Annotated in this window: 27 protein-coding genes and 2 pseudogenes; 12 read left to right on the top strand and 17 right to left on the bottom strand. The window is 75.0% G+C overall.

Features of this window, described 5'->3' with window-relative positions:
• The first annotated feature begins 103 nt into the window (after nt 1–103).
• The gene (locus tag ACI79Y_RS11015) at nt 104–835 is read left to right on the top strand and encodes a hypothetical protein (RefSeq protein ID WP_457158521.1); all 732 of its coding nucleotides are present in this window, start codon (nt 104–106) and stop codon (nt 833–835) included.
• A gap of 6 nt (nt 836–841) precedes the next feature.
• Here the strand turns inward: ACI79Y_RS11015 and ACI79Y_RS11010 are convergent, their stop codons facing one another.
• The 5 genes from ACI79Y_RS11010 to ACI79Y_RS10990 all read right to left on the bottom strand — a co-directional run bounded on the left by ACI79Y_RS11010 (nt 842) and on the right by ACI79Y_RS10990 (nt 8,201).
• A complete protein-coding gene (locus ACI79Y_RS11010) occupies nt 842–2,149 on the bottom strand; it encodes a multidrug effflux MFS transporter (protein ID WP_457158520.1) in 1,308 nt (435 codons plus the stop codon).
• A gap of 143 nt (nt 2,150–2,292) precedes the next feature.
• Complete coding sequence (mftF, locus tag ACI79Y_RS11005) at nt 2,293–3,726, bottom strand: mycofactocin biosynthesis glycosyltransferase MftF (protein ID WP_457158519.1); 1,434 nt, start codon at nt 3,724–3,726, stop codon at nt 2,293–2,295.
• 85 nt (nt 3,727–3,811) lie between these two features.
• Nucleotides 3,812–4,063 carry a type B 50S ribosomal protein L31 gene (locus ACI79Y_RS11000; protein ID WP_457074503.1) on the bottom strand — a complete coding sequence of 84 codons (252 nt, stop codon included), beginning with the start codon at nt 4,061–4,063 and terminating at the stop codon, nt 3,812–3,814.
• A gap of 122 nt (nt 4,064–4,185) precedes the next feature.
• Nucleotides 4,186–6,732, bottom strand: coding sequence for a polynucleotide kinase-phosphatase (locus tag ACI79Y_RS10995; RefSeq protein ID WP_457158518.1), 2,547 nt, complete (start codon nt 6,730–6,732; stop codon nt 4,186–4,188).
• Nucleotides 6,729–8,201 (bottom strand): 3' terminal RNA ribose 2'-O-methyltransferase Hen1, encoded by a 1,473-nt coding sequence (locus ACI79Y_RS10990; RefSeq protein ID WP_457158517.1) that lies wholly within the window; start codon nt 8,199–8,201, stop codon nt 6,729–6,731. The genes ACI79Y_RS10995 and ACI79Y_RS10990 overlap by 4 nt, the downstream gene beginning before the upstream one ends.
• Nucleotides 8,202–8,331: 130 nt before the next feature.
• On the opposite strand from ACI79Y_RS10990, the gene ACI79Y_RS10985 reads away from it, so the two are divergent.
• On the top strand, nt 8,332–9,330 hold the full coding sequence (locus ACI79Y_RS10985) for an iron-siderophore ABC transporter substrate-binding protein (protein WP_457158516.1): 999 nt from the start codon (nt 8,332–8,334) through the stop codon (nt 9,328–9,330).
• 72 nt (nt 9,331–9,402) lie between these two features.
• On the opposite strand, the gene mftE is transcribed toward ACI79Y_RS10985, so the two are convergent.
• A complete protein-coding gene (gene mftE / locus ACI79Y_RS10980) occupies nt 9,403–10,104 on the bottom strand; it encodes a mycofactocin biosynthesis peptidyl-dipeptidase MftE (protein ID WP_457158515.1) in 702 nt (233 codons plus the stop codon).
• 88 nt (nt 10,105–10,192) lie between these two features.
• On the opposite strand from mftE, the gene ACI79Y_RS10975 reads away from it, so the two are divergent.
• Nucleotides 10,193–11,509 carry an endo-1,4-beta-xylanase gene (locus ACI79Y_RS10975; protein ID WP_457158514.1) on the top strand — a complete coding sequence of 439 codons (1,317 nt, stop codon included), beginning with the start codon at nt 10,193–10,195 and terminating at the stop codon, nt 11,507–11,509.
• 7 nt (nt 11,510–11,516) lie between these two features.
• On the opposite strand, the gene mftC is transcribed toward ACI79Y_RS10975, so the two are convergent.
• Genes mftC through mftA form a run of 3 tightly spaced genes read right to left on the bottom strand, consistent with a single transcriptional unit; the run spans nt 11,517 to nt 13,181 of the window.
• Complete coding sequence (mftC, locus tag ACI79Y_RS10970; RefSeq protein WP_457158513.1) at nt 11,517–12,746, bottom strand: mycofactocin radical SAM maturase; 1,230 nt, start codon at nt 12,744–12,746, stop codon at nt 11,517–11,519.
• Nucleotides 12,743–13,051 (bottom strand): mycofactocin biosynthesis chaperone MftB, encoded by a 309-nt coding sequence (gene mftB, locus ACI79Y_RS10965; protein ID WP_457158512.1) that lies wholly within the window; start codon nt 13,049–13,051, stop codon nt 12,743–12,745. The genes mftC and mftB overlap by 4 nt, the downstream gene beginning before the upstream one ends.
• A 7-nt stretch (nt 13,052–13,058) precedes the next feature.
• Nucleotides 13,059–13,181, bottom strand: a complete 123-nt coding sequence (gene mftA / locus ACI79Y_RS10960; protein ID WP_457158511.1) for a mycofactocin precursor MftA — start codon at nt 13,179–13,181, stop codon at nt 13,059–13,061.
• 116 nt (nt 13,182–13,297) lie between these two features.
• Here mftA and mftR point away from each other — a divergent pair, with 116 nt between their 5' ends.
• On the top strand, nt 13,298–13,903 hold the full coding sequence (gene mftR / locus ACI79Y_RS10955) for a mycofactocin system transcriptional regulator (RefSeq protein WP_457158510.1): 606 nt from the start codon (nt 13,298–13,300) through the stop codon (nt 13,901–13,903).
• A 78-nt stretch (nt 13,904–13,981) separates the two neighbouring features.
• Nucleotides 13,982–15,139: a diguanylate cyclase gene (locus tag ACI79Y_RS10950; protein ID WP_457158509.1), complete on the top strand. Its 1,158-nt coding sequence runs from the start codon at nt 13,982–13,984 to the stop codon at nt 15,137–15,139.
• A 19-nt stretch (nt 15,140–15,158) separates the two neighbouring features.
• Here ACI79Y_RS10950 and ACI79Y_RS10945 read toward each other — a convergent pair whose 3' ends face one another.
• Together ACI79Y_RS10945 and ACI79Y_RS10940 are read right to left on the bottom strand one after the other, a co-directional pair.
• Nucleotides 15,159–15,698 (bottom strand): hypothetical protein, encoded by a 540-nt coding sequence (locus tag ACI79Y_RS10945; protein ID WP_457158508.1) that lies wholly within the window; start codon nt 15,696–15,698, stop codon nt 15,159–15,161.
• Nucleotides 15,699–15,756: 58 nt separating this feature from the next.
• The gene (locus ACI79Y_RS10940) at nt 15,757–16,308 is read right to left on the bottom strand and encodes a hypothetical protein (protein WP_457158507.1); all 552 of its coding nucleotides are present in this window, start codon (nt 16,306–16,308) and stop codon (nt 15,757–15,759) included.
• A gap of 132 nt (nt 16,309–16,440) precedes the next feature.
• Here ACI79Y_RS10940 and ACI79Y_RS10935 point away from each other — a divergent pair, with 132 nt between their 5' ends.
• Together ACI79Y_RS10935 and ACI79Y_RS10930 are read left to right on the top strand one after the other, a co-directional pair.
• Nucleotides 16,441–17,163 (top strand): mycothiol-dependent nitroreductase Rv2466c family protein, encoded by a 723-nt coding sequence (locus ACI79Y_RS10935; RefSeq protein WP_457158506.1) that lies wholly within the window; start codon nt 16,441–16,443, stop codon nt 17,161–17,163.
• Between the two features lie 9 nt (nt 17,164–17,172).
• Nucleotides 17,173–17,637, top strand: a complete 465-nt coding sequence (locus tag ACI79Y_RS10930; RefSeq protein WP_457158505.1) for an SRPBCC family protein — start codon at nt 17,173–17,175, stop codon at nt 17,635–17,637.
• A gap of 2 nt (nt 17,638–17,639) precedes the next feature.
• Here the strand turns inward: ACI79Y_RS10930 and ACI79Y_RS10925 are convergent, their stop codons facing one another.
• Entirely contained in the window at nt 17,640–18,842 is a 1,203-nt protein-coding gene (locus tag ACI79Y_RS10925; protein WP_457158504.1) for a cysteine desulfurase-like protein, read from the bottom strand.
• A 150-nt stretch (nt 18,843–18,992) separates the two neighbouring features.
• Between ACI79Y_RS10925 and ACI79Y_RS10920 the strand changes: the two genes are divergently transcribed.
• The gene (locus ACI79Y_RS10920; protein WP_457158503.1) at nt 18,993–19,466 is read left to right on the top strand and encodes a hypothetical protein; all 474 of its coding nucleotides are present in this window, start codon (nt 18,993–18,995) and stop codon (nt 19,464–19,466) included.
• Nucleotides 19,463–19,774: a hypothetical protein gene (locus ACI79Y_RS10915; RefSeq protein ID WP_457158528.1), complete on the top strand. Its 312-nt coding sequence runs from the start codon at nt 19,463–19,465 to the stop codon at nt 19,772–19,774. The genes ACI79Y_RS10920 and ACI79Y_RS10915 overlap by 4 nt, the downstream gene beginning before the upstream one ends.
• A gap of 19 nt (nt 19,775–19,793) precedes the next feature.
• On the opposite strand, the pseudogene ACI79Y_RS10910 reads toward ACI79Y_RS10915, so the two are convergent.
• A pseudogene (locus ACI79Y_RS10910) lies at nt 19,794–20,087 on the bottom strand (hypothetical protein); the annotation flags it as partial.
• A 59-nt stretch (nt 20,088–20,146) separates the two neighbouring features.
• Between ACI79Y_RS10910 and ACI79Y_RS10905 the strand changes: the two are divergent.
• Nucleotides 20,147–20,674 (top strand): SigE family RNA polymerase sigma factor, encoded by a 528-nt coding sequence (locus tag ACI79Y_RS10905; RefSeq protein ID WP_457158502.1) that lies wholly within the window; start codon nt 20,147–20,149, stop codon nt 20,672–20,674.
• The gene (locus ACI79Y_RS10900) at nt 20,671–21,495 is read left to right on the top strand and encodes a hypothetical protein (RefSeq protein ID WP_457158501.1); all 825 of its coding nucleotides are present in this window, start codon (nt 20,671–20,673) and stop codon (nt 21,493–21,495) included. The genes ACI79Y_RS10905 and ACI79Y_RS10900 overlap by 4 nt, the downstream gene beginning before the upstream one ends.
• A 169-nt stretch (nt 21,496–21,664) precedes the next feature.
• On the opposite strand, the gene ACI79Y_RS10895 is transcribed toward ACI79Y_RS10900, so the two are convergent.
• The 4 genes and pseudogenes from ACI79Y_RS10895 to ACI79Y_RS10880 form a co-directional block, all read right to left on the bottom strand.
• Nucleotides 21,665–21,880 (bottom strand): hypothetical protein, encoded by a 216-nt coding sequence (locus ACI79Y_RS10895; protein ID WP_457158500.1) that lies wholly within the window; start codon nt 21,878–21,880, stop codon nt 21,665–21,667.
• 161 nt (nt 21,881–22,041) lie between these two features.
• Complete coding sequence (locus ACI79Y_RS10890; protein ID WP_457158499.1) at nt 22,042–22,245, bottom strand: phosphotransferase-like protein; 204 nt, start codon at nt 22,243–22,245, stop codon at nt 22,042–22,044.
• Nucleotides 22,233–22,571: pseudogene (locus tag ACI79Y_RS10885) on the bottom strand (phosphotransferase-like protein); the annotation flags it as partial. The pseudogene ACI79Y_RS10885 and the gene ACI79Y_RS10890, both read right to left, overlap by 13 nt.
• 14 nt (nt 22,572–22,585) lie before the next feature.
• The gene (locus ACI79Y_RS10880; protein WP_457158498.1) at nt 22,586–23,974 is read right to left on the bottom strand and encodes a bifunctional 3-(3-hydroxy-phenyl)propionate/3-hydroxycinnamic acid hydroxylase; all 1,389 of its coding nucleotides are present in this window, start codon (nt 23,972–23,974) and stop codon (nt 22,586–22,588) included.
• Nucleotides 23,975–24,119: 145 nt separating this feature from the next.
• On the opposite strand from ACI79Y_RS10880, the gene ACI79Y_RS10875 reads away from it, so the two are divergent.
• Nucleotides 24,120–25,247, top strand: coding sequence for an NDMA-dependent alcohol dehydrogenase (locus ACI79Y_RS10875; RefSeq protein WP_457158497.1), 1,128 nt, complete (start codon nt 24,120–24,122; stop codon nt 25,245–25,247).
• Nucleotides 25,248–25,256: the final 9 nt, after the last annotated feature.

Here is a 25,256-nt window from a genome sequence, read left to right as displayed (position 1 = left end):
GTCCCGGCATTCCCGGCCGCGGTGTGGGACGCGCCTCCCCGTTTCGGCGCGAGCCCGGCGCCGTCCTGCCGAGACTCCCCGGAGGACCCGAGGAGAGGCGGCGATGGCCGGAGCCCGCAGGACCACCGCGAATCGCACCACCACCAGCAAGCGCCGCACGCGCCGCCGGGCGCGCCGCCCGCAGCGGTGGCTGGTGCCCACGCTGGCCGTCGCCGGCGGGCTGCTGGTCGCCGGCACCCAGGTGGCGCCGGCGGTGCTGGAGGTCAGCACGGCCAGCCGCGGCGTGGCGGTGGGCGCGCAGCTCAGCGTGAACAGCCCGGTGGGCACCGACCCGTTCACCGCGGCGGTGACCAGCGAGGGGCTGGCGCACGCCGGCTCGGCGGCCGCGCGGCAGGCGGACACCGGGCTCGTCGTCCCCCAGCCCCCGCGGCCGCACCGGATCGTCGTGGTGCCCAACGCGAACGTGGGGAAGCCGCCGGTGCTCACGCCCCGCCCCGACCCCTGCGGCGGTTTCTCCGCGCCGCGGCGGATGACCCCCGGCGTCGTCCCCGGGCCGGGCTCGGCCACGGTGAGCTGGATGACCGCCGGCCGGGCCGAGGTCCTGTCGTACCGGGTGTCCGCGGTGAGCCAGCAGCTCGTCCCGGGCGAGCAGGCCGACCCGGTACGGCAGGTGGTCCCCGCAGCCGAGGGCTGCCAGGAGCAGGCCGTCGTGCTGGCCGGCCTGACTCCCGGCGTGCCCTACGTGTTCTGGCTGGAGGAGGAGACCCTCAGCCCGAGCACCGGGACGGCCCGGCTGTACCAGGTCGGCACCTCGGCCCCGGTGGTCATCGGCTGAGCTCGCTCAGTGGGCCGCGGCCGGGGCGTCCGCGGGGTCGACGTCGGTCAGCCGCCACGGCCGGACCACGGTGAACAGCACGACCAGTGCCAGCACCAGCGAGCCGACGATCACCGTGCCCATGGCGACCGCGTCGTTGCCGAGCAGGCCCACCAGCGGGGAGACGGCGGCGCCGACGCCGAACTGCACCGCGCCCAGGAGCGCGGCGGCGGTGCCGGCGGCCTCGCCGTGCCGGGACAGCGCCAGCGCCGGGGCGTTGGGCAGCGCCAGGCCGCAGGCGGCGAGCACGGCCCACAGCGGGACGGCGACGCCGAACAGCCCACCGAACCCGGTGGCCGCCAGCAGGAGCAGGACCGCACCGGCCACCGCGCCGGCGATCGTGGCGCTCACCAGGATCTGCGCCGGGCCGAACCGCCGCAGCAGCACCGGGTTGAACTGGGTCGCGCCGATGAGGAAGAACGCGCCGAAGCCGAAGAACAGCCCGAACTGCTGCTCGCTGAGGCCGAAGTCGCGCTGGTAGACGAACGACGAGCCGGAGACGTAGGCGAACAGGCCGGCCATGGTCAGGCCGGCGACGAGCACCAGGCCGACGTAGGTCCGGTCGCGCAACAGTGCCCGGTAGCCGCGCAGCGTGCCGACGACGCCGTTGCTGCGCCGGCGCTCCGGCGGGAGGGTCTCCCGCAGGGCGAACCAGCCCATCGCCACCAGCAGCGCGCCGTAGACGGCGAGGACCACGAACACCCCGCGCCAGGAGGTGAACCGGAGCACCTCCCCGCCGATGGTGGGGGCGAGCACCGGTGCGGCGCCGATCACCAGGAACAACCGGGAGAGCATGGTCGCGGCCGCCCGGCCGGTGAACATGTCCCGGACGACGGCGATCGCGATCACCGCACCGGCCGCGGCACCGACCCCCTGGAAGAAGCGCAGCGCACCGAGGACGGCGACGTTCGGGGCGACGAGCACCAGCAGCGAGGCCAGCACGTGCACGGCGGTGCCGGCCAGCAGCGGGCGCCGGCGGCCCAGCGCGTCGGCCAGCGGGCCGAGCACCAGCTGCCCCAGCGCGAGGCCGACGAGGGTGCCGGTGAGGGTGAGCTGCACCGTCGCCGAGGTGGTCTGCAGGTCCTCGGTGATGGTCGGCAGGGCCGGCAGGTACATGTCGATGGTCAGCGGGCCGAGCGCGACGAACGCGCCCAGCACCAGCGCGGTGCGCGCCTGGCCCGGCGGCGCGGGCTCCGGTTCGCGGTGCGCCCGCGCACCGGTGGCGCGCGTCGCGGCGGCGGTCTCCTGGGTGCTGGTGTCCCGGGTGGTGCTCAAGCGGTGCTCCCCGTTTGGTCGGTCGTCCTGCGGGGCCGACGCTGGTCACCGCACTCTCGCGCTCTCCAAGGCCGGGCCCCACCGGCTTGTTCCACCCCTTCCGTACGCCGAGTGGTTGTTCACCGAAACGTCACCCGGGCGTGTCAGCCGGCGACCGGCGGTGGCGCGACCGGGAGCAGCGCGGTGGCGTCCCGGGCGCGCCAGGCACCGGTCCACAACCCGGCGCCGTAGGCGAGGTCCTCCAGCCGGCGTCCTGCGGCGAAGGCGGGCAGGTCGACCTCCGCCCGGCGCGGCCACCAGGCGGCGACGGCGTCCCCGGCCAGCACCGCGAGCACCAGCGCCCGCGCCCGGCGGGAGACCACCGCGGCGGCCAGCGCGAGCGGCCAGTGGTGCCGCGTCACCGAGCGGGCCAGCATCCGGCCGGCCCCCGCCGTCCCGCGCAGCACCAGCCCGGCCGCCCACCGGTACGGCGGCCGCCGGCCGGGCACGGCCACCCGGCCGGCCAGGCGGCGGGACGCCTCGGCGAGCACCGCGGCGGCGGCGAGCACCCCGGCGGGCCGACCGGTGAGCGCCAGCGTCCAGGCCGCCCCCGACCAGGGCGAGAGGACCACCGGCGCGACGAGCGGCCCGTGCCGCTGCGCCAACAGGGCCGCGCCGCTGCCGTAGAAGGCCCGCCGGGTGAGGAAGTCCCGCGGGTCCACCCGGTGCTCGTGCGCCACCCGTGCGGCCGGCTCGTAGCGGACCCGCCAGCCCGCGCCGATGAGCCGCCACACCAGGTCGACGTCCTCCGCGACCTGCATCGACTCGTCGAAGCCGTTCCCCAGCGCCGACCGCCGGGCCAGCAGGGCGGCGCTGGGCACGTAGGGGACGGCGCTGCGCGGGTGCACCAGGGCCGTCCGCTCCCCCATGTCCAGCGCGCTGGACAGCGCCTCGTACCGGGCCACCCAGCCCTCCGCCTGCACCGGCAGCGCGGTGATCCGGGGCGCGGCCAGCGCCAGCCGGGGGTCGGCGCCCAGGTGCCCGGCCAGGTGCCCCAGCCAGCCCGGCTCGGGCACGCAGTCGGAGTCGATGAACGCCACCAGCGGCGTGGCGGCCACGCGGAACCCGGCGTTGCGGGCGGCGGCCGGGCCGCGGGCCTGCTCGTGCCGCACCAGCCGGGCGCCGGCCGCGACGGCGGCCACCGCGGCCGGGTCGGCGGAGCCGTCGTCCACCACGACCACCGGGCAGCGCGCCGTGCCGGGGTCGGCGCGCAGTGCGGTGAGCAGCCGGGTGAGCCCGTCGGTGCGGTCCTTGACCGGGACGACGACGGTGACGTCGCCGGTGGACGCGGGCTCGACCTCCGGGTGGGCGAGCCCGGTGTCGACCAGCCGGCCGGCGAGGGTGGCGCGGCGCCGGTCGGTGACGGTCAGCCGGTCGCCGTCCAGCATCGCGCGGGCAGCGGGGGCCAGCCGCAGCTGGCGCAGCGGGGAGCCGCCGACCAGCACCGCGCCGTCCTCCCGGCGCTGGACGGCGGGGTCCAGCCGGACGACCAGCCCGGTGGGCAGCGGTTCCTCGGGTGGAGACGGCGTCGTCAGCACGCCCGGCACCGTAGTGGGGCCGCTCACACGACGACGCCCCCGCCGGCCCGGGAGGGCCGACGGGGGCGTCGGGAGAACGGGGTGGTCAGCCGCGGGTGCGGGCGCCGTACCGCTGGTTGAACTTCTCGACCCGCCCGGCGGTGTCCAGCACGCGCTGGTTGCCGGTCCAGAAGGGGTGCGAGGAGGCGCTGATCTCGACCGGGACCACGGGCAGGGTCTCGCCGTCCAGCTCGACGGTGCGCTCGGTGGCGATCGTCGAGCGGGTGCGGAAGGTGGCGCCGGTCGACGTGTCCTGGAAGACGACGGTCCGGTACTCGGGGTGGATGCCGTTGCGCATGGTGGGTCCTCTCGGTCTGCGCGGGACGTCCGCCCCCAGGCGGGGCGGGCTGATCGCGACTGCCCGGTACAACCGGCGTCCGCACCCGACTGTTCCCTCTCGCTGGCCCGGGTCGAGCCGCCTCAGAGCCGGGGGTCGACGGGTTCGGACTCCAGCGCCAGGACGGCGAACACGCACTCGTGCACCCGCCACAGCGGCTCCCCGCGGGCCAGCCGCTCCAGGCCCTCCTGCCCCAGCCCGTACTCCCGCAGCGCCAGCCCGCGCTTGCGGCCCAGGTTGCGTTCGCGCAGCCGGGCCAGGTTCGCCGGCTCGGTGTACTCGGGGCCGTAGACCAGCCGCAGGTACTCCCGGCCGCGCACCTTGAGCCCGGGCTGCACCACCCCGCGGCGTCCGCGGGTGAGGTTGCCGGCCGGCTTGACCACCATGCCCTCGCCCCCGCCGGCGGTGAACTCCGTCCACCAGGCGGTGGCGGCCTCCTCCTGCGCCGGGTCGGTGACGTCGACGAACCGGTGCGTGGTGCTCCGCAGCAGCTCCGGGTCGGCGGCGGCCAGCCGGTCGGCGACGGCGAGGTGCTCGGCGTGCGGGCGGTCGTGGAAGGTCGCCCCGGCGGCGGCGAGCAGCTGGAACGGGGCGAACGCGGTGCCGGTGAGCCCGTCGGTGGGCCAGCAGTAGCGCCGGTAGGCGGCGGTGAACGCCTCGGCGTCGGCTCGGCGGGAGCGCTGGCGGGCCAGCAGCGCACCGACGTCCTGACCCCGGTCGGCCGCCTGGGCGAGCACCGCCTCGGCCACCGGCAGCGCGGCGCGGGCCGCGGTGCCGACCGGTGCGTACTGGCCGCGGACCAGCTCCCCGGCCTTGGCCGACCAGGGCAGCAGCTCGCCGTCGAGCAGCAGCCAGTCGCTGCCCAGCTCGTCGAAGAGCCCGGCCGTCCGCGCCGCCGTCGCGAGCCGGGCCAGGAAGGCCGCGGTCAGCTCCGCACCGAAGAACGACCGCCCGGTGCGGGTGTACAGCGCCCCGCGCTCGGTGACCGGCCGCGCCGGGTCGCCGTCGGCGTCGGCGCGGCGGACCAACGCCACCGCCCGGGAGCCCATGTGCTTCTCCTGGCAGACCACCCGGTCCACGCCCTCGCCGCGGTAGTAGGAGAACGCCTCGGCGGGGTGCTCCAGCAGGTCCTCCCGCGCGGAGGTGGCCACCGGGCTCATCGTCGGCGGCAGGTACGCCAGCTGCTGCGGTGCGAGCGCGAAGCGGCTCATCACCTCGATCGCGGCGGCCGCGTTCTCCTCCCGCACGGTCACCCGCCCGGAGAGCCCGGTCTCCACCACCCGCTTGCCCAGCACGTCGGCGACGTCCAGGACCGCGTCCGGCCGGGTCGGCGTCGGAGTCTCGTCGACGGTCAGGAAGGGGCGGGCGGGCTCGTACCAGGTGCGCTGCGCGGGCACCCCGACCAGCTCGCGCTCGGGGTACCGCAGCGCGGTGAGCCGCCCGCCGAACACGCAGCCGGTGTCCAGGCACATCGTGTTGTTGACCCACTCCGGCTCGGGCACCGGGGTGTGGCCGTAGAGCACCGTCGCCCGGCCGCGGTAGTCCTGGGCCCAGGGGTAGCGCACCGGCAGGCCGAACTCGTCGGTCTCCCCGGTGGTGTCGCCGTACAGCGCGAAGCTGCGCACCCGGCCGCTGGAGCGGCCCTGCAGCTTCTCCGGCAGCCCGGCGTGCGCGACGACCAGCGCGCCGCCGGCGAGCACGAGGTGGCTGACCAGCCCGTCGCAGAAGGCCTCGACCTCGGCGCGGAACTCCGCGCTCTCCGCGGAGAGCTGCTGCAGCGTCTCGGCCAGGCCGTGGGTGAGCTGCACGTCCCGGCCGCGCAGCGCCTTGACCAGCTTGTTCTCGTGGTTGCCGGGCACGCACAGCGCGGTGCCGGCGCGGACCATGCCCATCACCAGGCGCAGCACGCCCGGGGAGTCGGGCCCGCGGTCGACCAGGTCGCCGAGGAAGACCGCCGTCCGGCCCTCGGGGTGGTGCGCCCCGACCGGGCGCCCGGCGTCGTCCCGGTTCAGCTGCCAGCCGAGCGCGGTGAGCAGCTGCTCCAGCTCCGCCCGGCAGCCGTGCACGTCGCCGACGACGTCGAACGGGCCGGTGAGCTCCCGCTTGTCGTTGTACTGCTTCTCCCAGGTGACCACCGCCTGGTCGACGTCGCTCACGGAGGAGAGCCGGTGCACCTTGCGGAAGCCCTCCCGGGACAGCCCCCGCAGACCCCGGCGGAGCTCGGCGCGCTGCCGGCGGACCACACCCGGGTCGAGGTCGCGGTCGGTGCGGGCGGCGTTGCGCTCCTGGCAGACGCCCTCGGGCAGGTCGAGCACGATCGCCACCGGCAGGACGTCGTGGTCGCGGGCCAGCTGCACCAGCGAGGCACGGTCCTCCCGCTTGACGTTGGTCGCGTCGACGACGGTGAGCCGCCCGGCCCGGAGCCGGGTCGCGGCGATGAAGTGCAGCACCGCGAAGGCGTCCGGGGTGGCCGCCTGGTCGTCCTCGTCGTCGGCGACCAGGCCACGGCAGACGTCGCTGGAGAGCACCTGGGTGGGGCGGAAGTGGGCCCGGGCGAAGGTGGACTTGCCCGAGCCGGAGGCACCGATGAGCATGACGAGCGCCAGGTCCGGGACGGCGAGCTCGGTCATGCCGCCACCTCCGCCGCGGCGCCCCGGCGGAAGACCGCCAGCTGGGTGGGCGGGCCGGCCTCGGGGTCGTCCTCGCCGACACCGAGCAGCCGCACGGTGTAGCCGTTCCGCTCCGCGACGCCCTCCGCCCAGGCGGCGAACTCCGCCCGGGTCCACTCGAAGCGGTGGTCGCGGTGCCGGAACCCGCCGGCGGCCAGCGCGGGCCAGCGCACGTTGTGCTCGACGTTCGGCGTGGTGACGACGACGGTCGCCGGCGCGGCCGCGGCGAAGACGGCGTCCTCCAGGGCGGGCAGCCGGTCGGGGTCGAGGTGCTCGACCACCTCCATGAGCACGGCGGCGTCGTAGCCGGCCAGCCGCGCGTCGCGGTAGGTGAGCGCGCTCTGCAGCAGGGTGAGCCGGGCCCGCTGGCGGTCGGGCAGCCGGTCCAGGTGGAGTCGCCGGGCGGCGACCTGCAGCGCGCGGGCGCTGACGTCGACGCCGACGACCTCGGTGAACGAGGGCTCACCGAGCAGTGCCGGGAGCAGCGCGCCGCTGCCGCAGCCCAGGTCCACGACCCGGTTGGCGCCGGCTGCGCGCAGCGCCGCGAGCACCGCGCCGGCCCGCAGCTGCGCCAGCGGGGTGGGCCGGTCGGCAGGCGCGTCGTCCACCGGGGCCACCACGTCTGGGGCCACCGCGTCTGGGGCCACCGCGTCTGGGGCCACCGCGTCGTCGAACGCCTCGGCGTCCGCGTCGTCGACCTCGGCGAGCCGGGCGAGGGCCTGGCCGGCCAGGGCGCGGCGGTGTGCCAGGTAGCGGGCGGTGATCAGCTCGCGCTCCGGGTGGCCGGCGAGCCAGCCCTCCCCGGCGCGCAGCAGCTTGTCGATCTCGTCGGTGCTGACCCAGTAGTGCTTGGCGTCGTCGAGCACCGGCAGGGCGACGTAGAGGTGGTTGACGGCGTCGGCCAGCCGCAGCGTGCCGGTCAGCCGCAGGTCGACCAGCCGGGAGTCGCCCCACTCCGGGAACTGCTCGTCCAGCGGCAGCGGGGTGGCCTGCACGGTCCAGCCCAGCGGGGCGAAGAAGCGCTCGGCCAGCTCGGCGCCACCCCGGCAGGACAGCGCCGGCAGGTGCACCTCCAGCGGCAGCGGCTGCCCGACCAGGTCCGGCCGCTCCTTGCTGGTGCCCCGGCGCGCGCTGGCGAATGCCTTGCCCAGGGCGACCGCGAGCAGGCTGGAGGCGGCGTAGGGCCGGTCGTTGACGTACTGGCCGAGGCTGAAGCCCTCGGCGGCGGTGCCACGCGCGCCGCGGACCAGCCCGATCGGGTCGACCTCCAGCAGCAGCGCGACGGTGCAGCGCTGCTCGGTCGCCTCCGGGTAGAAGACGTGCGCAACCCCGGTGGACACCTCGATCTGCTGCGCCCGGGCGGGGTTCTTGTGCAGCAGGAAGCCCAGGTCGGTGGCGGGCTCGTGGGTGGTCGACAGGGTCAGCAGCACCGCGGCAGTCTGGCGGTTCCGGTACGTCGTCGGCCAGTGACTTCGCCGGTCGGCCGCGCGGCGACGGTGACCGGTCCGTGATCCCGGTGTGCTTAGGTGAGGCTCACCTGACCACCCGAAGGAGCACCGCATGTCCCGCACCGTCCTCCGCGGCGCCGCCCTGCTGGCCGCCGCGCTCGTCGTCACCAGCTGCGGCTCCGACTCCGGCGGCGAGGAGACCGGCGCCGGGGGTGGCGCGCCGTCGAACAGCTCCTCCGGCGCCTTCCCGGTGACCGTCAGCACCGCCTTCGGGGACGTGCAGATCGAGGAGGAGCCGACCCGGGTCGTGGCGCTCGGCTGGGGCGACGCCGAGACGGCGCTGGCGCTGGGTGTGCAGCCGGTGGGCGCGAGCGACTGGCTCGGCTTCGGCGGCGAGGGCGTCGGCCCCTGGGCCGAGGGCCGCTACGACGAGGCCCCGGAGATCATCGAGACGATGGAGCCCAGCTACGAGGCGATCGCCGCCCTCCAGCCGGACCTGATCCTGGACACGAAGTCCAGCGGCGATCCCGCTCGCTACGAGTCGCTCAGCGCCATCGCCACGACCGTCGGGGTGCCCGAGGGGGCCGATGCCTACCTGACCAGCTCGGAGGAGCAGCTGGAGATGATCGGCGCCGCGCTCGGCAGGAGCGAGGAGGCCGCCGAGCTGCAGGCCGAGGTCGACCAGGCGTTCACCGACGCGGCCGCCGCCCACCCCGAGTTCGACGGGAAGTCGGTGGTCGTGGGCACCCGCACCGCCGAGGGCTACGGCGCCTACGTGCAGGGCGACACCCGGGTGGACTTCATGGAGCGGCTGGGCTTCACCAACTCGCCGGCGGTCCAGGAGCTGGCCACCGACGGCTTCTCCATCTCGCTGAGCAGCGAGCAGCTGCCCCTGCTCGACGCCGACCTCACGGTGATGTTCCCGATCTTCATCGAGGCCAGCGAGATCACCGACGACCCGCTGTTCCAGGCGGTCCCGTCGGTGCAGGACGGCCGCGCGGTCGTGCTCGACGACACCACGCTGACCAGCGCCTTCTCGATCGGCACGCCGCTGGCCACGCGGTACGCGCTGGAGAACGCCGTCCCGCTGTTCGCCGACGCGCTCAGCTGACCCCTCTCGCCGCACACATGGCCGTTCTGGCGTCCGTCCCGGGCGCCAGAACGGCCATTTCGGCGTCGGGGGTCAGCCGCGGAGCCGGCCCGTGGCGTCGACGTCCCAGCGGGTGACGGCGGCGACCAACCGCCGCACGATCCCCGCCAGCAGCTCGGCGCCCTCCGCCGCCGATGCGCCGGTCGGGTCACCCAGGACGCCGTCCGGGCTCACCCCGCGCACCCCTTCGGCGCGCAGCCGGGGCAGCAGCTCGGCGATCGGCGTCGTCACCCCCGGCGCGGCGAGCGCCTCGTCCACCTCATCCGGTTCCACGTGCAACATCAGTGACGTCTCGGTACGCCCCGCGTGCGCGTCCCCGCCGGCGACCCCGCAGGGGAACCACGCGACGTCCCGCCCCTCGGTGCGCAGAAGCGGCACCGCCGTGCGCAGCGCGTCCAGGTTGCCGCCGTGCCCGTTGACCACCAGCACCCGGCCGGCCCACCGCCCGGCCGAGCGGCCGTACTCGGTCAGCAGCGCGGTGAGCGCCTCGGTGCCGAGCGAGATGGTGCCGGGGAAGCCCTCGTGCTCCCCGCTCGCCCCGTAGCCCAGCTCCGGGGCCAACCACGCGCCGTCCAGGTCGGGGACGGCGGCCTCCGCGACCGTGCGGGCGACCACGGTGTCGGTGCCGAGCGGCAGGTGCCGGCCGTGCTGCTCCACCGACCCCAGCGGGACGACGACCAGCGGTCGCGACCCGATCTCCGGCCAGGTCGCACCGGCCAGTCGCTGTCCGTCCACGGCGGGCACCCTGCCAGACCGCAGGTGCCGGGCGCGGCGCGGCTGGGGACGATGGGCGCGACCGCCCCCTGACAGGAAGGCCGCACCGATGCCGGCTGCACCCCTCCGCTCCTTCGCCGACCGCACGTACCCCGTCGACCCGGCGCTGGCCCACCGGGTCGCCGACACCACCGTGACCGTCCGAGGCGCCGACGGCCGGCCGCTGGCCGGTGCGGAGGTGACCGTCGCCCAGACGCGGCACGCCTTCGGGTTCGGCTGCATCGGCTTCGACTTCATCCCGCTGGCCAACGGCGAACTGGGGACGGCGGGTGGCCCGGGCTCGGTGTTCGGCGCGGCCGCGGACCCCGGGCAGGCGCAGGAGCTGGCCGACCGTTGGTTCGCGCTGTTCGACACGGCGACGCTGCCGTTCTACTGGGGCGACTTCGAGCCGCAGCGCGGGCGGCCGGACACCGAGCGGCTGCGGCGGACCGCGGAGTGGTTCCGCGCCCGCGGTGCGGCGGTGAAGGGCCACCCGCTGGCCTGGCACACGCTGGCGCCGGACTGGCTGCTCGGCATGTCGAACGCCGAGATCGAGGCGGAGCTGCGCGGCCGGATCCGGCGCGAGGTCGCCGGCCTGGCCGGGGTGGTGGACACCTGGGACGCGATCAACGAGGTCGTGATCATGCCGGTGTTCGACAAGTACGACAACGGGCTCACCCGGCTGGCCCGCGACCTGGGCCGGATCGGGGTGATCCGGCTGGCCTTCGAGGAGGCGCGGGCGGCGAACCCGTCGGCGACGCTGCTGCTCAACGACTTCGACATGTCCACCGCCTACGAGTGCCTGATCGAGGGCGTGCTGGAAGCGGGGGTGCAGGTCGACGCGCTGGGGCTGCAGAGCCACATGCACCAGGGGTACTGGGGCGAGGAGCGCACCCTGGAGACGCTGGAGCGGTTCGCCCGCTACGGCCTGCCGATCCACTTCACCGAGAGCACGCTGCTGTCCGGCGACCTGATGCCGCCGGAGATCGAGGACCTCAACGACTGGCAGGTCGACGAGTGGCCGTCCACGCCGGACGGCGAGGCGCGGCAGGCCGACGAGGTGGTGCGGCACTACCGGACGCTGCTGTCGCACCCGTCGGTGCAGTCGGTGACCTACTGGGGTCTGTCCGACGCCGGTGCGTGGCTGGGCGCGCCGGTCGGGTTCGTCCGCGCCGACGGGTCGCCGAAGCCGGCCTACGACGCGCTGCACGGCCTGGTGAAGGGCGAGTGGTGGCTGGCGCCGACGGCGCTGCGCACCGACGACGCCGGTCGGGTGCCGGTGCGCGGCTTCCTCGGCGGCTACGAGCTGACCGCCGCCGGCACGACGGCGGCGTTCGAGCTGCCCGCAGCCGGGCAGGCGGACGTCGAGGTCCGCCTGCCCGGCTGAGCCCCGGTCAGCCCAGCTGCAGCCCGGCCAGGGGTGACTCGTCGCAGATCTTCGCCGGGATGCTCGGCATGCCCAGCAGGGTGGGCTGGCCGCGCACCGGGCCCTTGTGCGAGTGGTCCAGGTGGCTCTTGGGCGTGACCAGCTCGAGGTCCCGGGCCGCCAGGGCGCTCTCCCCGTAGCCCTGCACGCACTCCGGGTCGGGGCCGTCCAGCGGCAGCCCGGTGAAGAACTTCGCCGCCATGCACCCACCGCGGCAGGCGTCGAAGTGGGCGCACTTGGTGCACGCGCCGCCGGTCTGCGGGCTGCGCAGCTCGGTGAAGAGGTCCGAGGTCTGCCAGACCCGCTGGAAGCCGCCCTCGCTGCGCACGTTGCCGGCGAGGAAGTTCTCGTGGATGGCGAACGGGCAGGCATAGACGTCCCCGACCGGGTCGATCAGGCAGACGACCCGGCCCGCGCCGCACAGGTTCAGCCCGGGCAGGGCCTCACCGAACGCGGAGAGGTGGAAGAACGAGTCGCCGGTGAGCACGTTGTCGCCGTTGGCCAGCAGCCAGGAGTAGAGGTCCTTCTGCTGGGCCATCGTGGGGTGCAGCTGGTCCCAGACGTCGGCCCCGCGGCCGGACGGTCGCAGCCGGGTGATCCGCAGCTGGGCGCCGTAGGAGTCGGTGAGCGCCTTGAACTCATCCAGCTGCCCGGCGTTCTCCCGGGTGACGACGACCGAGACCTTGAAGTCCTTCATCCCGGCCTCGGCCAGGTTCTCCAGCGCCCGGGTGGCGGTGGCGAACGAGCCGGCCCCGCGGACCCGGTCGTTGACCTCGGCCGTGGCGCCGTCCAGGGAGATCTGCACGTCGACGTAGTCGGTGCGGGCCAGCTGCGCCGCGCGGGTCTTGTCCAGCTTCACGCCGTTGGTGGAGAACTTGACCCCGACGTCGTGCCCGATGGCGTAGTCGAGCAGGTGCCAGAAGTCCGGCCGGACGGTCGGCTCGCCGCCGCCGACGTTGACGTAGAAGACCTGCATCCGCTGCAGCTCGTCGATGACCGCCTCGGCCTCGGCGGTGGACAGCTCCCGGGGGTCGCGCCGTCCGGAGGACGACAGGCAGTGCACGCACGCCAGGTTGCAGGCGTAGGTGAGCTCCCAGGTCAGGCAGATCGGGGCGTCGAGGCCGTACTCGAACTGGTCGACCAGCCGGCCGCCGACGGGACGGTCGTGGGTGGGGCGTGACGGCAGCACTGCGGTCATGCGGGGGTTCCCTCCGAACGAGGTTCGATCATCTGCGACCGGGCGAGGTCGGCGAGCGCCTTCACGTAGGCCGGGCGCTGGGCCTCGGGCACGTCACAGGCCGCCAGCGTGGCGGGGACGTCGGGGTGGTCGGCGAGGGACTCCACGACCCGGACCAGCGCCTTCGACTTCAGGAAGGACAGCTTGCGGTTGCCGAAGTGGTAGACCAGCGCGCCGAACGGCTCCGGCCGCAACGCGACCGACCGGGCCCGCCGCCAGGGGAGTGCGGGGTCGAATCCGGCTGCGGCCGGAGCTGGGGCGGTCACGGTCGGCTCAGTAGACGCCGCACATGCCGTCGATGGAGACCTCCTCGACGAGGGACTCCTCGACGAGCGCCTCCTCGGCGGGCGCGGCGTTGTCGATCTGGCTGTCCTGCTGCGTGGTCTCGGGCACCATTGCCTCCGGGTGAGCTGGGTCACGTGGACTCCGGCGACGCTAGGTGACACCCAGTGCCACGGACAAGAGCGGTGAGGGGCCCTTTCCGTGCGGCGGAAGAGAGAGGATGGCGGCCAGTGGTCGGGACAGGAGTCGAGACGGTGGTCGGGGACGCGCGGGACCTGACGCGGGCCCGGATCGAGCAGGCCGCGCTGGAGCTGTTCACCGGCACCGGGTTCGAGCAGGTCACCACCGATGAGGTCGCCGACGCCGCCGGGATCAGCCGGCGCACCTTCTTCCGCTACTTCGCCACGAAGGCCGACGCCGTGTGGGGCGACTTCGCCGGCCACGTCGAACGGCTGGAGGCGCGGCTGGCCGCCACCGACGGCGAGCAGCCGGTGATGGCGTCGATCTGCGCGGCCTACGTGGAGGTCAACGACTACGCCGAGGCCGACCTGCCGCTGCTGCGGCAGCGGATGCGGCTGATCCTCACCGAACCGGCGCTGCAGGCGCACTCGCAGTTGCGCTATGCCGAGGTCGACCGGGTGGTGGCCGAGCACGTGGCCCGCCGCAGCGGGACGACGCCGGGCGCGCTGCTGCCCCGGCTGGTCGCCACCAGCACCCGGGCAGCGGCGACGACGGCGTTCGAGGTGTGGCTCGCCGACGGCGGCATCACCCTGGCGGCCTCGCTGCAGAGCGCGTTCGACCAGCTCGCCGCCGGCTTCCCCGCCCTGCGCCGCTGATCCGGGGCCTCCCCCCTCCGGGTGGCCGACGGCGCGGCGGAGCCCCAGCAGTCGCTCCTCGGAGCCGATCACCTCGGGGTGACCAGCAGCGCCCCCGCGAGCAACGTCGCCGGGCAGCGACGGGACGACGTCCGGGTCGCGGTGCGCCGGGAGGCGCTCGACCAGGCCCGGTCCTCCGGGCTTCTCGTCGGCGTGATCGCGGCGATCGGCTACCCCGCCTGGACCGTGCTGGACCTCGTCCTGGAACCCGCGGTCGCCGATTCGCTGGTGCCGGTCCGGGCGGTCGGCACGGTGCTCATCTGGACCGCGCTGGCGCTGCTGCGCTCGCACCCGGCGGGCCGGCTGCGGCCGGGCGCGCTGATCTTCGCCGGCCTCGCGGTCGTCCAGCTGACCACCGCCTGGATGCTGGCCGTCGTCGACCACGTCGAGTTCTACCTGCTCGGCCTCTCCCTGGCCCTGCACGGCAGCGGGGTGCTGCTGTCGGTCGGGCTGGGCTGGACCGTCGCGCTGGTCTCGACCACCTGGACCGCGCTGGCGCTGGCGGTGGTCGCCGCCCCAGCGCAGCTGAGCGGCCGCACCACCGCGGCCGTCGTCGTGTACGTCGCGCTGACCTCGCTGGTCGCGCTGCTGGCCCACTGGCGGCGCGCCCGGCTGGCGGCGGCGGAGCTGGCCACCCGCGTCCGCCTGGACGCCGAGCAGCGCCGCACCCACCAGCTGCTGGTCCGGCTGGAACGGCTCAGCCACGAGGACCCGCTCACCGGGCTGGCGAACCGCCGCCGCTGGGACGACGAACTGGCGGCCGGCTGCACCCGGGCCCGGGAGACCGGCGAGCGGCTGGCGGTGGTGCTGCTGGACGTCGACCACTTCAAGCACGTGAACGACCGGTTCGGCCACGCCGCCGGGGACGCGGCGCTGCAGGCGGTGGCCGGCCTGCTGCGCAGCCGGGTGCGCGCCGGTGACCTGGTGGCCCGCCTGGGCGGTGACGAGCTCGCCCTCCTGCTGCCCGGGGCCGATCTGGTGCACGCCGTACGGCTGGCCGAGCGGCTCCGGACCGAGGCCCACGACCTGTGGCCGGAGGGGTTCGCCGGTCCCGGGGTCAGCCTGTCACTCGGCGTCACCGCGGCCGTCGGGGCCGGTGCCGACCCGCGCGGCCTGCTGGCCTCCGCGGACGCCGAGCTCTACCGCGCCAAGGCCAGCCGGGACGCCGTCAGCGCGGCGCGCGCCGTACTGGCCTGACCGGCCCGGACGACGTCGCTCAGGCGGCCACCGGGTCGCCGGTGAGCTCCGCCCGGCGCCGCCGCAGCCGCACCGGTTCCCGGTACCAGGACACCGCGGCCCCGAGAGCTACCAGGACACCCAGCCACCACCACGGCGTGCGGGTCAGCGCCTGGACGGCCGCGTACCCGCCGACCAGCAGGATGCACGCCAAGTTCAACCCCGGATGCTGGGTCGCCACGTCCAGCCGCACGTCGAGCAGCCGGACGGCGGCCTCGCGCACCCGCGGATCGCCCGGTACCGGCCCTCGGCGCACCGCACGGTGGGCCGCACGCGCCCCGTCGTCGCCGAGCCCGGCGGTGGCCTCCCGGAACCGGGCGTCCTGCCGGCGGGCGTTCCAGGCGGTGCCCAGGCCACCCGCGAACCCCACGACCAGCCCGCTGAGCAGCGCCTGGGCCAGGTCGCGGCCCAGGTCGTCGTGGCTGACGAGCAGCGCGGCGCCGACCCCGGCGAGGGCGCAGAGGAGCCCGACGAGCAGGGACTGCGCCCACCACGGCAGACGCGGAACGGGAACGGCCACCTCGCGAGGGTGGCAGGCCGTGACGCGGGACACCAGCACCCGCGCCACGGCCGGTGGCTCAGACGGTGGTGGCCTTCTGCGCGATGCCGCGCTGCACCTCCGACGGGCGCTGCTGCTCGCCCGCGTAGGAGCTGACCACGACCAGGGCGCCGGTCAGCGCCGGGACGACCCACTGGAGCTGGTCGAGCCGCTCCTGGGCGACGGCGACCTCGGCGCGGGCCCGCTTCGAGGCCTTGGTGCCCCGCCTCGACGGGGTGGCGCCACTGGAGGCGACGACCTTGCCCAGCACCCGGCTGTAGGCGGTGACGCCCAGGGCCGCGGCGGTGAGCACCGTCTTCACGGTGGACATGGCGCCGGCGCCCTGCTGCTGGGCGACGCGCTGCTTGTTGGCCTGGAGCTGGCCGACGCTGCCGATCAGGTGGGCGCCGATCGCGGCGGCGTTCACCGGCGTCCACCGGTTCCAGCCGGCGTTGGCGACCGCGCCGGTGGCCTTGGCGCTGCCGGCTTCGGCGGCGGCCTCGTTCAGGGCGACGGCGTTGGCGAGGGTGCCGCCGAACCAGGCCGCGAGACCGACGTCGTGCAGGGAACGGGACAGGGTGTTGCGGGCCATGGGTGGGCTCCAGTCGTCCGGGGTGGGGCGGCGACCGGGGGGGGGCACCGCACATGGTCCGCCTGGTACCCCGGAGTTCCGCATCCCACCCACCGACACGCCATCGGCCCCAGGACGTGGCAGCCTCGGGCCATGGCCGACGCCGACCTGCACTTCTACTTCGACCCGGTGTGCCCCTTCGCCTGGATGACCAGCCGGTGGGTGCGGCTGGTGCAGTCCCAGCGCGACTACACCGTCGACTGGCGGTTCATCTCGTTGCGGCTGGTCAACGCGCACGTCGACTACGACGCCCAGTTCCCGCCGGAGTACGAGGCCGGGCACACCGCCGGCCTGCGGCTGCTGCGGGTGGCCGCCCGCACCCGTGACGAGCACGGCCGGGCCGCCGTCGGCACGCTGTACGAGGCGCTCGGCCAGCGGATCTTCGACACCGCACCCGCCCCCGGGGCCCGGGACGGCGACCGGGGCACCCGCGGCTACCTGACGCCGGTGCTGGAGGGCGCCGGCCTGCCGGTCGAGCTGGCCGACGCGTTGGAGGACTCCTCGTACGACGCCGTCGTGCAGGCGGAGACCGACGAGGCCCTGGCCCTGACCGGCAGGGACGTCGGGACGCCGATCCTGCACGTGCAGCCGCCGGACGGGCTGGCCTTCTTCGGCCCGGTGATCAGCCGGCTGCCCGCCGAGGAGGACGCCGTCCGGCTGTGGGACCACGTCGTCGGCTTGGCCGGCTTCCCGGGCTTCGCGGAGCTGAAGCGCAGCCTGCGCGAGCTGCCCCAGCTGCGCGGGCTGGGCGTCGAGGAGGGGGAGGTCGGCGCGCAGGAGGACTGGCACGGCGGCAGCCGCCGGCAGCACAAGTAGAAACACCCCATGGACAGCCACGCCCACTCCGACTCCGTCGTCGTCCGCGCCACGCCGGAGGCGCTCTACGACCTGGTCTCCGACGTGACCCGCACCGGCGAGTGGAGCCCGGTCTGCACCGCCTGCTGGTGGGACGAGGGCGCCACCGGGCAGGTGGGCGACTGGTTCACCGGGCGCAACGAGGTGCCCGGGCGCACCTGGGAGACCCGCAGCCAGGTGGTGGCCGCCGAGCGGGGCCGGGAGTTCGCCTGGCTGGTCGGCGGGAGGCTGGTGCGCTGGGGGTTCACGATGACGCCGGTCGAGGGCGGCACCCGGCTGACCGAGTCCTGGGAGTTCCTCCCCGCCGGACTGGCCTTCTTCGCGGAGAACTACGGCGACCAGGCCCAGGCCCAGATCGAGAACCGGACGAAGGCCGCGCACGAGGGCATCCCGGCCACGCTCGCCGCGATCAGGCGCATCGCCGAGAACGGCTGAGGTCAGCCGGCCAGCCACTCCCGCAGCCCGGTGAGCAGCCGGTCGACATCGGCGTCGTCGCTGTAGGGGGCCAGACCGACCCGCAGTCCGCCGGTGTCACCCAGCCCCAGGTGGCGGCTGGCCTCGATCGCGTAGAAGGAGCCGGCGGGGGCGTTGACGCCCCGCTCGGCCAGGTACCGGTGGGCGTCGGCGGCGTCCCGCCCGGCGAAGGTCAGCAGCAGGGTGGGGGTGCGCCGGCCGGCCCGTGACCAGAGGGTGACGCCGGGCAGCTCCCGGACGCCGTCCTCGATCCGCGCCCGCAGCCGGTCCTCGTGCTCCTCCACGGCGGTCATCGCGGCGGTGAGCCGGCTGCGCCGGTCGCCCTCCGGGCCGGCGATCCCGGCCAGCACGTCGACGGCGGCGGTGGTGCCGGCGAGCAGCTCGTAGGGCAGCGTGCCCAGCTCGAACCGCTCGGGGACCGCGTTCGTCGACGGGAGCAGCTTGCCCGGGTGCAGCGTCTCCAGCAGCGCCGGGGCGGCGACCAGGCAGCCGCAGTGCGGGCCGAGGAACTTGTACGGCGAGCAGACGAAGAAGTCCGCGCCCAGGGCGGCGACGTCGACCGGGGCGTGCGCGGTGAGGTGCACGCCGTCGACCCAGGTCAGCGCGCCGGCGTCGTGCGCGAGCGCGCTGATCGCGGCGACGTCGGGGCGGGTGCCGATGAGGTTGGAGGCGCCGGTGACGGCGACCAGCCGGGTCCGCTCGGACAGCAGCGCGCCGACCACCTCCGGGGCCAGCTCGCCGGTGGCCGGATCGAAGTCGGCCCAGCGCACGATGGCGCCGCGGGCCTCGGCGGCCTGCACCCAGGGGCGGATGTTGGCGTCGTGGTCGAGCCGGGTGACGACCACCTCGTCGCCGGGACCCCAGCCGGCCGAGAGCACCCGGGAGAGCTCGTAGGTCAGTGCGGTGGCGCTGCGGCCGAACACCACGCCGCCCGGATCGCCGCCGGTGAGGTCCGCGATCGCCTGGCGGGCACCGACGACCACGGCGTCGGCGTTCCGCTCGGCCTGGGTGACCCGGCCGCGGTTGGCCATCGGCGCGGTCATCGTCGCGGCGACCGCCTGCGCCACGGCCAGCGGCGTCTGCGAGCCGCCCGGCCCGTCGAAGTGGGCGGCCCCGCCCTGCAGGGCCGGGAACTGTGCGCGCAGCGCGGCGACGTCGAAGCTCACCCGGCCACGCTAGCCGTGGGAGTCGGGGCCCACTGCCGCTAGGTTCCGCCGCATGGTCGACCTCCCCGAGCCACCCAGCTGCTCGTCTTCGGCGGCGACCGCCTGCCACGGCCGGAGGAGAGCACCCTCCTGCTGCTGGCCGAGGGAGTCGTGCACGTCGACTTCGGCGACCCCGACCACGTCTTCCTCGCGACCGTCACCCGCGTCCCGCGGATCCATCTCCCGACCGGCGACCCGGTGGTGGCCGAGCTGGGCAGCGTGGAGGTACGGCTGACCGACGTCGAGCTCGCCAACCACGTGACGATCGTGCTCGAGGGCACCGGGCCGGTCGCCGAGGAACAGGTCCGGGCCTACACCGACGCGTTCACCACGTGGGGTGCGGCTCCCCAGCACCTCGAGGCGCCACCCTCTGCTCCGGGGGAGCGCCTGAGTGCCCTCCGGTACTGGGTCACCGACGACGTGGGGACGGCGTACAGCGTCTCGACCGGGGAGTTCGGTGGCAGTGAGCACCCGTGGCGGGCACTGCTGCGCTTCCTGCCCACGCCCCCGGCGGACGCCCGCCGGCTGCAGATCACGGTCGGGGACGGTCCCGCCATCGACGTGCCGCTGCCCGAGCGACGGTGAGCGGGCGGGTCGTGACGGTGCACACCGCTGCCGAGCACGCGTTCTCCAAGCTCACGGTGGCCGCGATCGAGCTGGTGGCCGGCTGGGGCGTCCGGGGCGACGCCCACGCGGGCGTGACCGTCCAGCACCGGTCCCGGGTGGCGGCCGACCCGTCCCAGCCGAACCTGCGGCAGGTGCACCTCATCCAGGCGGAGCTGCACGACGAGCTGCACGCGCTCGGCTTCGACGTCGGCCCCGGTCAGCTCGGGGAGCACCCGCCGGGTGTAGGCGGCTGGCTCTTCTACGCGCCCAGTGCGTGTACGTCTTGAGCAGCGCGTTCTGCAGCAGATCCTCAGCCGCCGCGTGGTCACCGGTCAGTAGGTAAGCGGTTCGCCGCAGTCCACTCTGATGACGTTGGACGAACTGGGTGAAGGCACCGTCCCGACCCTGGACCACCCACCCCCCTCTCCCAGTTGTTCCGCTCACCCCTAGGACGCGGTGAGATGCCGGGAAGGTTGACAGGCCGGAAGAAGAAGTCGCGGCGGTACCGACCTCGAAGGTGCGATCGAGCCTGCTCAAGAACGGCCGCACCCAGCTCGTGGTCAAGCCCGCTGGCGTTACCGAACAGTGACCGATCGGCATAGGGCGCACCCAGGTGCTCGCCTCGTCTATCTGTCAGAGGCCACGAGCGAGGGGGGCATGTGAGCGGTTCGCGCGACGATGAGTTCACCGAGTTCGTCATGACCAACAGTGCTCAGCTGTTGCGTACCGCCTGGCTGCTGACCGGTGACCGCGGGCACGGCGAGGACCTGATGCAGACGGCGCTGGCCAAGGCCTATACCCACTGGGCCAAGGTGCAGAGGGCCGACAACCCGCTCGCCTACGTCCGCCGGTCGATGATCAACAGCCACCTGAGCTGGCGGCGGCGGTTGTCCAACACCGAGCAGCTCATCGAACACCTCCCCGACCACGGCGGCGGCGACCTGCAGGCCGCCCACGCCGACCGGGACCAGGTCCTCACCGCTCTCGCGCAGCTCTCGCCCCGCGTGCGGACCGCGATCGTCCTGCGCTACTTCGACGACCTCACCGAAGCCTCCACCGCCGAGCTCATGGGCTGCTCGGTGAGCACCGTGAACAACCACGTCACCAAGGGCCTGGCCACGCTGCGGACCCTCTTCACCCCAGACACCCCCGGCCACCTGGCTTCCGTCTCGAGGAGGCGTCCGTGAACGACATCGAGAACCTCGTCCACACCCGGCTGCACACCGTCGGCGATGAGCTGACCGTCACCGACGCCGCCGACCACGTGACGGCGGCGAAGGCGATCCACCGCCGCCAACGCCGATCCCGAGTCGCCCTGGTCGCCGTGACCGCCGCAACGGTCGCCATCGTCGGTGGCCCCCTCACCATCGGGACACTGTCGGCCTCCAGCCCACAGGGCACCCAGGTGGCGGGCCCAGGCGCCACGAGCTCCCCCGATGAGGCTGCTGCTCGGCGTGCCGCTGAGTCCCAGGCCGCCGCTGAGGCCCAGGCCCTCGCTGAGGCCGCCGCCAAGGCCCAGGCCGCCGCTGAGGCCCAGGCCGCCGCTGAGGCCGCCGCGCAAGCCGCAGCGGTGGCCGCCGCCCTCCCGGAAGCCACTCGAGTCCGAGGCGAAGCGGACCTCGCCGCCGCCTCCGACCGCGACCAGGCCTACGGACAGGTGATGCACGACTGCCTGGACCGAGCAGGCTTCGAGACCACCGTGATCGGCGGCGGCTACAAGGCATCACCAGCTCCCGACCAGCAGGCGGCATTCGACGCTGCCGAGGACGCCTGCCATCAGCAGGCTGGCTACGTCGACGTGCCCCTGCTCAGCGACGACGCCTACCGGGTCCTGTACGCCGACTACCTCACCGTCTACCAGTGCGTCCTGGCCAAGGGCTACACCCCCCTCACCCCACCAAGCGAGGAGGCGTTCATCGCCAGCGGCGGCGACTGGCACCCCTACGGCGGCCTCACGGCCGGCGGCACGCAGGTCTCACAGTCCGCCTGTCCCATGCCGGCCTACTGATGTCTCAAGAAGGTCTGGCCCACCACCGGCCACCAAGTGACCGGTGCATCAGCAGCCCCAGCGACTCGGCTCTCCTGTGCGCTGCTCGGCAGCTGGCCGCCGACGCGCACACCCGCCGACACCACGGCCTCCCCCGGAGACACGCACGCGGCGATGCACCGCTCCTCGGCTACCGAACGGCGAGCGCACGGCCGCCCCGGCCACAGACGTCAGCGGTGAAACTGGCGCCGCCCCCGGGGCAGTCGAGCAACGGGCCGACCAGGTCGCCGTCGGTCAGCGAGAACATGGCCCGGTACTCGGCGAGCGATCGGGAGCTGATCAGGTAGTCGCCGACGCTCGCCGGCCCCGGGGTCCTCGGGTCGGTCGGATCTGGTCGTGCCTGCACGGACGGTCCTCTCGCGGGCGGTCGACCGAGCGCAGCGGCCAGCCCACCGGTGTCGGGGGGGCTGGCGCGACGATTCGGCAACCCCTAAGGGGTGCACCACCACAGCGGGGTCACCGTCACGCCCGGCATCCTGCCACGGCGCCACCCCGCCCGAACCGCCGTCAGCCGACGCAGGCCGCGATGATGCGGGCGCAGTCCAGCGCCTCGGTGCGGGTGGTGTCCACCTCGACGTCGTAGCGGACGCCCCGGTGCACGCTCTCGGCCTGCGCGGCCGCCATCCCGGTGACGTGGTCGCCCCGGGCGACCTCGCGGCCCGCGGCCCGCGGCCCGCGGCGACCACCGGATCGCAACGCACGCCGACCCACAGCACCGCCAGCCCGGACAGGTGGACCCGCGTGCGTTCCTGGGAGGCCGCCCCGCCGAGGAAGACGTCATCGATGATCACGCGCGCCCCGGCCCGGGCCATCGCGGCCACGCCCGCCAGCCAGGCGTACTCCAGGTCCCGGAAGGCCGCGCCCACCGCCACCTCGCCGCCCTGCCCGAACGCGATGCCGTCGGAGCCGTCGAGCAGCGCGGGTGGGAGCCGGTCGACCAGGTCGTCCACGCCGAGGCGGAGCCACGGGTCCGGCAGCACCGCCTGGAGGCAGCGGGCGATCCCGGACTTGCCGGAGCTCGATCCGCCGTTGAGCACGATGACCTGCGTCGTCACCGGGCCACCGCCGCGACGATCCGGTCCGGCCGCACCAGCACGGACCGGCCACGCAGCCACCGGACCAGCTCGGGCGAACCGAGCGCAGCCGCGTCGACGACCGGCCCGGGCCAGTCGGCGGGCACCCGGCCGCCCGCGGCGAGGACCGCCCACCCGTCGCCGAGCACGTCGTCCAGCCGCGCACCGGCCACCGCCGGCTGCGGCACCAGCGTGCCCACCGGCGACCCCGGCGCGAACCGGCCACGCCGCACCAACGGCCCCGGCCGCAGCGGCGGCGTCCGGCTGTCCGCGGCGAAGCCGGCGACCCCGGGCAGCGCGAGCACGCCCCGGCGGAGCAGCGCCGCGGAGCGCCCACCCCCGTTCATCAGCCGGCCGAGCAGCACCGCCAGCCGGATCAGCGCGGTCGCGTGCGGCGCCCGCTCCGCCTGGTGGGTGTCCAGCAGCGCGTCGTCCGCCCCGGCCAGCACCGCCGCCAGCTTCCAGCTGAGCTGGTGCACGTCGCGCAGCCCCAGCCCCAGCCCCTGACCGATGAACGGCGGCGTCAGGTGCGCGGCGTCCCCGCACAGCAGCACCCGGCCGGCTCGCCAGCGGTCGGCCACCTGCGCGCGGTAGGTGTACTCCGCGGTCCGCACGACCTCGGCGCTGCCCGCGCCGAACCGGTCCAGCAGCGCCGGCAGGTCCAGGTCGGCCGCCGACTCCCCCGGCGCGAGCCGGAACTCCGCCCGGTACCGGTTCCCGGCCACCGGCATGAAGGTCGCCGGCCGCCGCGGGTCGCTCACCTGGTGCACACCGGGCCAGACGTCGAGCGGGACACCGGAGACCAGGTCGACCACCAGCCAGCGCTCGGCCGGGCCGAGGTCGCGCATCCACCCGCCGATCAGCCGGCGCACCGTGCTGTTCGCCCCGTCGCAGCCGAGCACCGCGTCGGCGACCAGCACCTCCGCCGCCCCGGTCGCCCGGTCGCGCACCCCGAGCCGGACCGCTCCGTCCCGCTGTTCCACGTGCAACACCTCGACCCCGCCGCGCAGCCCGGCCCGGGGTTCGGCGTCCAGCGCCGCGCGCAGCACCGCCTCCAGGTCGGGCTGGCTGAACATCGAGCCCTGCGGCCAGCCGTGCACCCCACTCCCCCGGGTGGCCTCCATCAGCACCCGGTGGTCGGCGTCCAGCAGGCGCAACCCGGCCATCGGCCGGCTCACCGCGGCGAACGCGTCGGCGACGCCGGCGGCCTGCAGCACCCGCAGCGACTCGTCGTCGAGGTGCACGGCGCGCGGCTGCGGGTAGGGCCCGGCGTGCCGGTCGAGCACCAGGACGTCGACGCCGCGGCGCGCCAGCAGCAGCGCCGCGGTCACGCCCACCGGCCCGGCGCCGACCACCACCACCGTCACCGGGCGAGTCTCTCCCACGGCCGCCGTGCCACCTGACGGAAGCTGCTTTGCCCGGGTGTGACCCGCGGCATAGGTTCCGGCTCCGGGCGCAGTGCCGCGCCCGGAGCACCGACGCCCTCGATCAGGAGGGCAGGAGGAGGTCCCCGTGCCCGTCCCCACCCGCGGCGCGATCCTGCGCGAGGCCCCCGGCAAGTGGGAGGTCACCGACCTGCTGGCCGACGACCCACGCACCGGCGAGATCCAGGTGAAGCTGGCGACGTCGGGGCTGTGCCACTCCGACGACCACATCGCCACCGGCGACATGCCCAGCGGCCACTACCCGATCTGCGGCGGCCACGAGGGCGCCGGCGAGGTGATCGGGGTCGGCGCCGGGGTCACCGACATCAAGGAGGGCGACCACGTCGTCTTCTCGTTCCTGCCGGCGTGCGGCCGCTGCCGCTGGTGCGCCACCGGCAAGCAGTACCTGTGCGACTCCGGCGCCAACATCGGCATGGGCTCGCGCTGGGACGACGCGGAGAGCTTCCGCTACTCCCTGCCCGACGGCACCCCGGTCGGCCAGATGTGCGGGCTGGGCAGCTTCTCCGAGGTCACCACCATCGACGTCCGGTCCGCGGTGAAGATCGCCCCGGACATCCCGATGGACGTCGCCTGCCTGGTCTCCTGCGGCGTCGGCACCGGCTTCGGCACCGCCACCCAGGCCGGCGCGGTCGAGCCGGGCGAGACGGTGGTCGTGATGGGCATCGGCGGGATCGGCATCAACGCCGTCCAGGGCGCGGCCTTCGCCGGCGCCAGCCACGTGATCGCCGTCGACCCGGTGCCGTTCAAGCAGGAGAAGGCCCGCGAGTTCGGCGCCACGCACGCGTTCGGCGACATCGAGGAGGCCGCCGACTTCGCCCGCAGCGTCACCAACGGCCAGGGCGCGGACAAGGCCCTGGTCACCGTGGGCGTCACCACCGGCGAGCACGTGGCCGCGGCACTGGGTGCCGTCCGCAAGGCCGGCGTGGTCGTGGTGACCGGGCTCGGGCCGGTCTCCGCCGTCGGCCTGCCCATCTCCTCGATGGAGTTCACCCTCTTCGGCAAGGAGATCAAGGGCGCGCTGTTCGGCGACCAGAACCCCACCACCGACATCCCGCGGATGCTGCGGCTCTGGCAGGAGGGCAACATCAAGCTCGACGGCCTGATCACCAACCGGTACCGGCTGGAGGACGTCAACGCCGGCTACGACGACATGCACGCCGGCAAGAACCTGCGCGGCGTCATCGAGTTCGGCTGAGCCGCGCCC

It is taken from the genome of Modestobacter sp. SYSU DS0875 (assembly GCF_054050915.1).
This window is presented reverse-complemented; position numbering and strand designations above follow the sequence as displayed.

Bases quoted from the DNA above. Each gene is read 5' to 3' on its own strand.
- ACI79Y_RS11015 (WP_457158521.1), top strand. From the start codon at position 104: ATGGCCGGAGCCCGCAGGACCACCGCGAATCGCACCACCACCAGCAAG.
- ACI79Y_RS11000 (WP_457074503.1), bottom strand. From the start codon at position 4,063: ATGCGCAACGGCATCCACCCCGAGTACCGGACCGTCGTCTTCCAGGAC.
- ACI79Y_RS10995 (WP_457158518.1), bottom strand. From the start codon at position 6,732: ATGACCGAGCTCGCCGTCCCGGACCTGGCGCTCGTCATGCTCATCGGT.
- ACI79Y_RS10985 (WP_457158516.1), top strand. From the start codon at position 8,332: ATGTCCCGCACCGTCCTCCGCGGCGCCGCCCTGCTGGCCGCCGCGCTC.
- ACI79Y_RS10975 (WP_457158514.1), top strand. From the start codon at position 10,193: ATGCCGGCTGCACCCCTCCGCTCCTTCGCCGACCGCACGTACCCCGTC.
- mftC (WP_457158513.1), bottom strand. From the start codon at position 12,746: ATGACCGCAGTGCTGCCGTCACGCCCCACCCACGACCGTCCCGTCGGC.
- mftA (WP_457158511.1), bottom strand. From the start codon at position 13,181: ATGGTGCCCGAGACCACGCAGCAGGACAGCCAGATCGACAACGCCGCG.
- ACI79Y_RS10940 (WP_457158507.1), bottom strand. From the start codon at position 16,308: ATGGCCCGCAACACCCTGTCCCGTTCCCTGCACGACGTCGGTCTCGCG.
- ACI79Y_RS10935 (WP_457158506.1), top strand. From the start codon at position 16,441: ATGGCCGACGCCGACCTGCACTTCTACTTCGACCCGGTGTGCCCCTTC.
- ACI79Y_RS10930 (WP_457158505.1), top strand. From the start codon at position 17,173: ATGGACAGCCACGCCCACTCCGACTCCGTCGTCGTCCGCGCCACGCCG.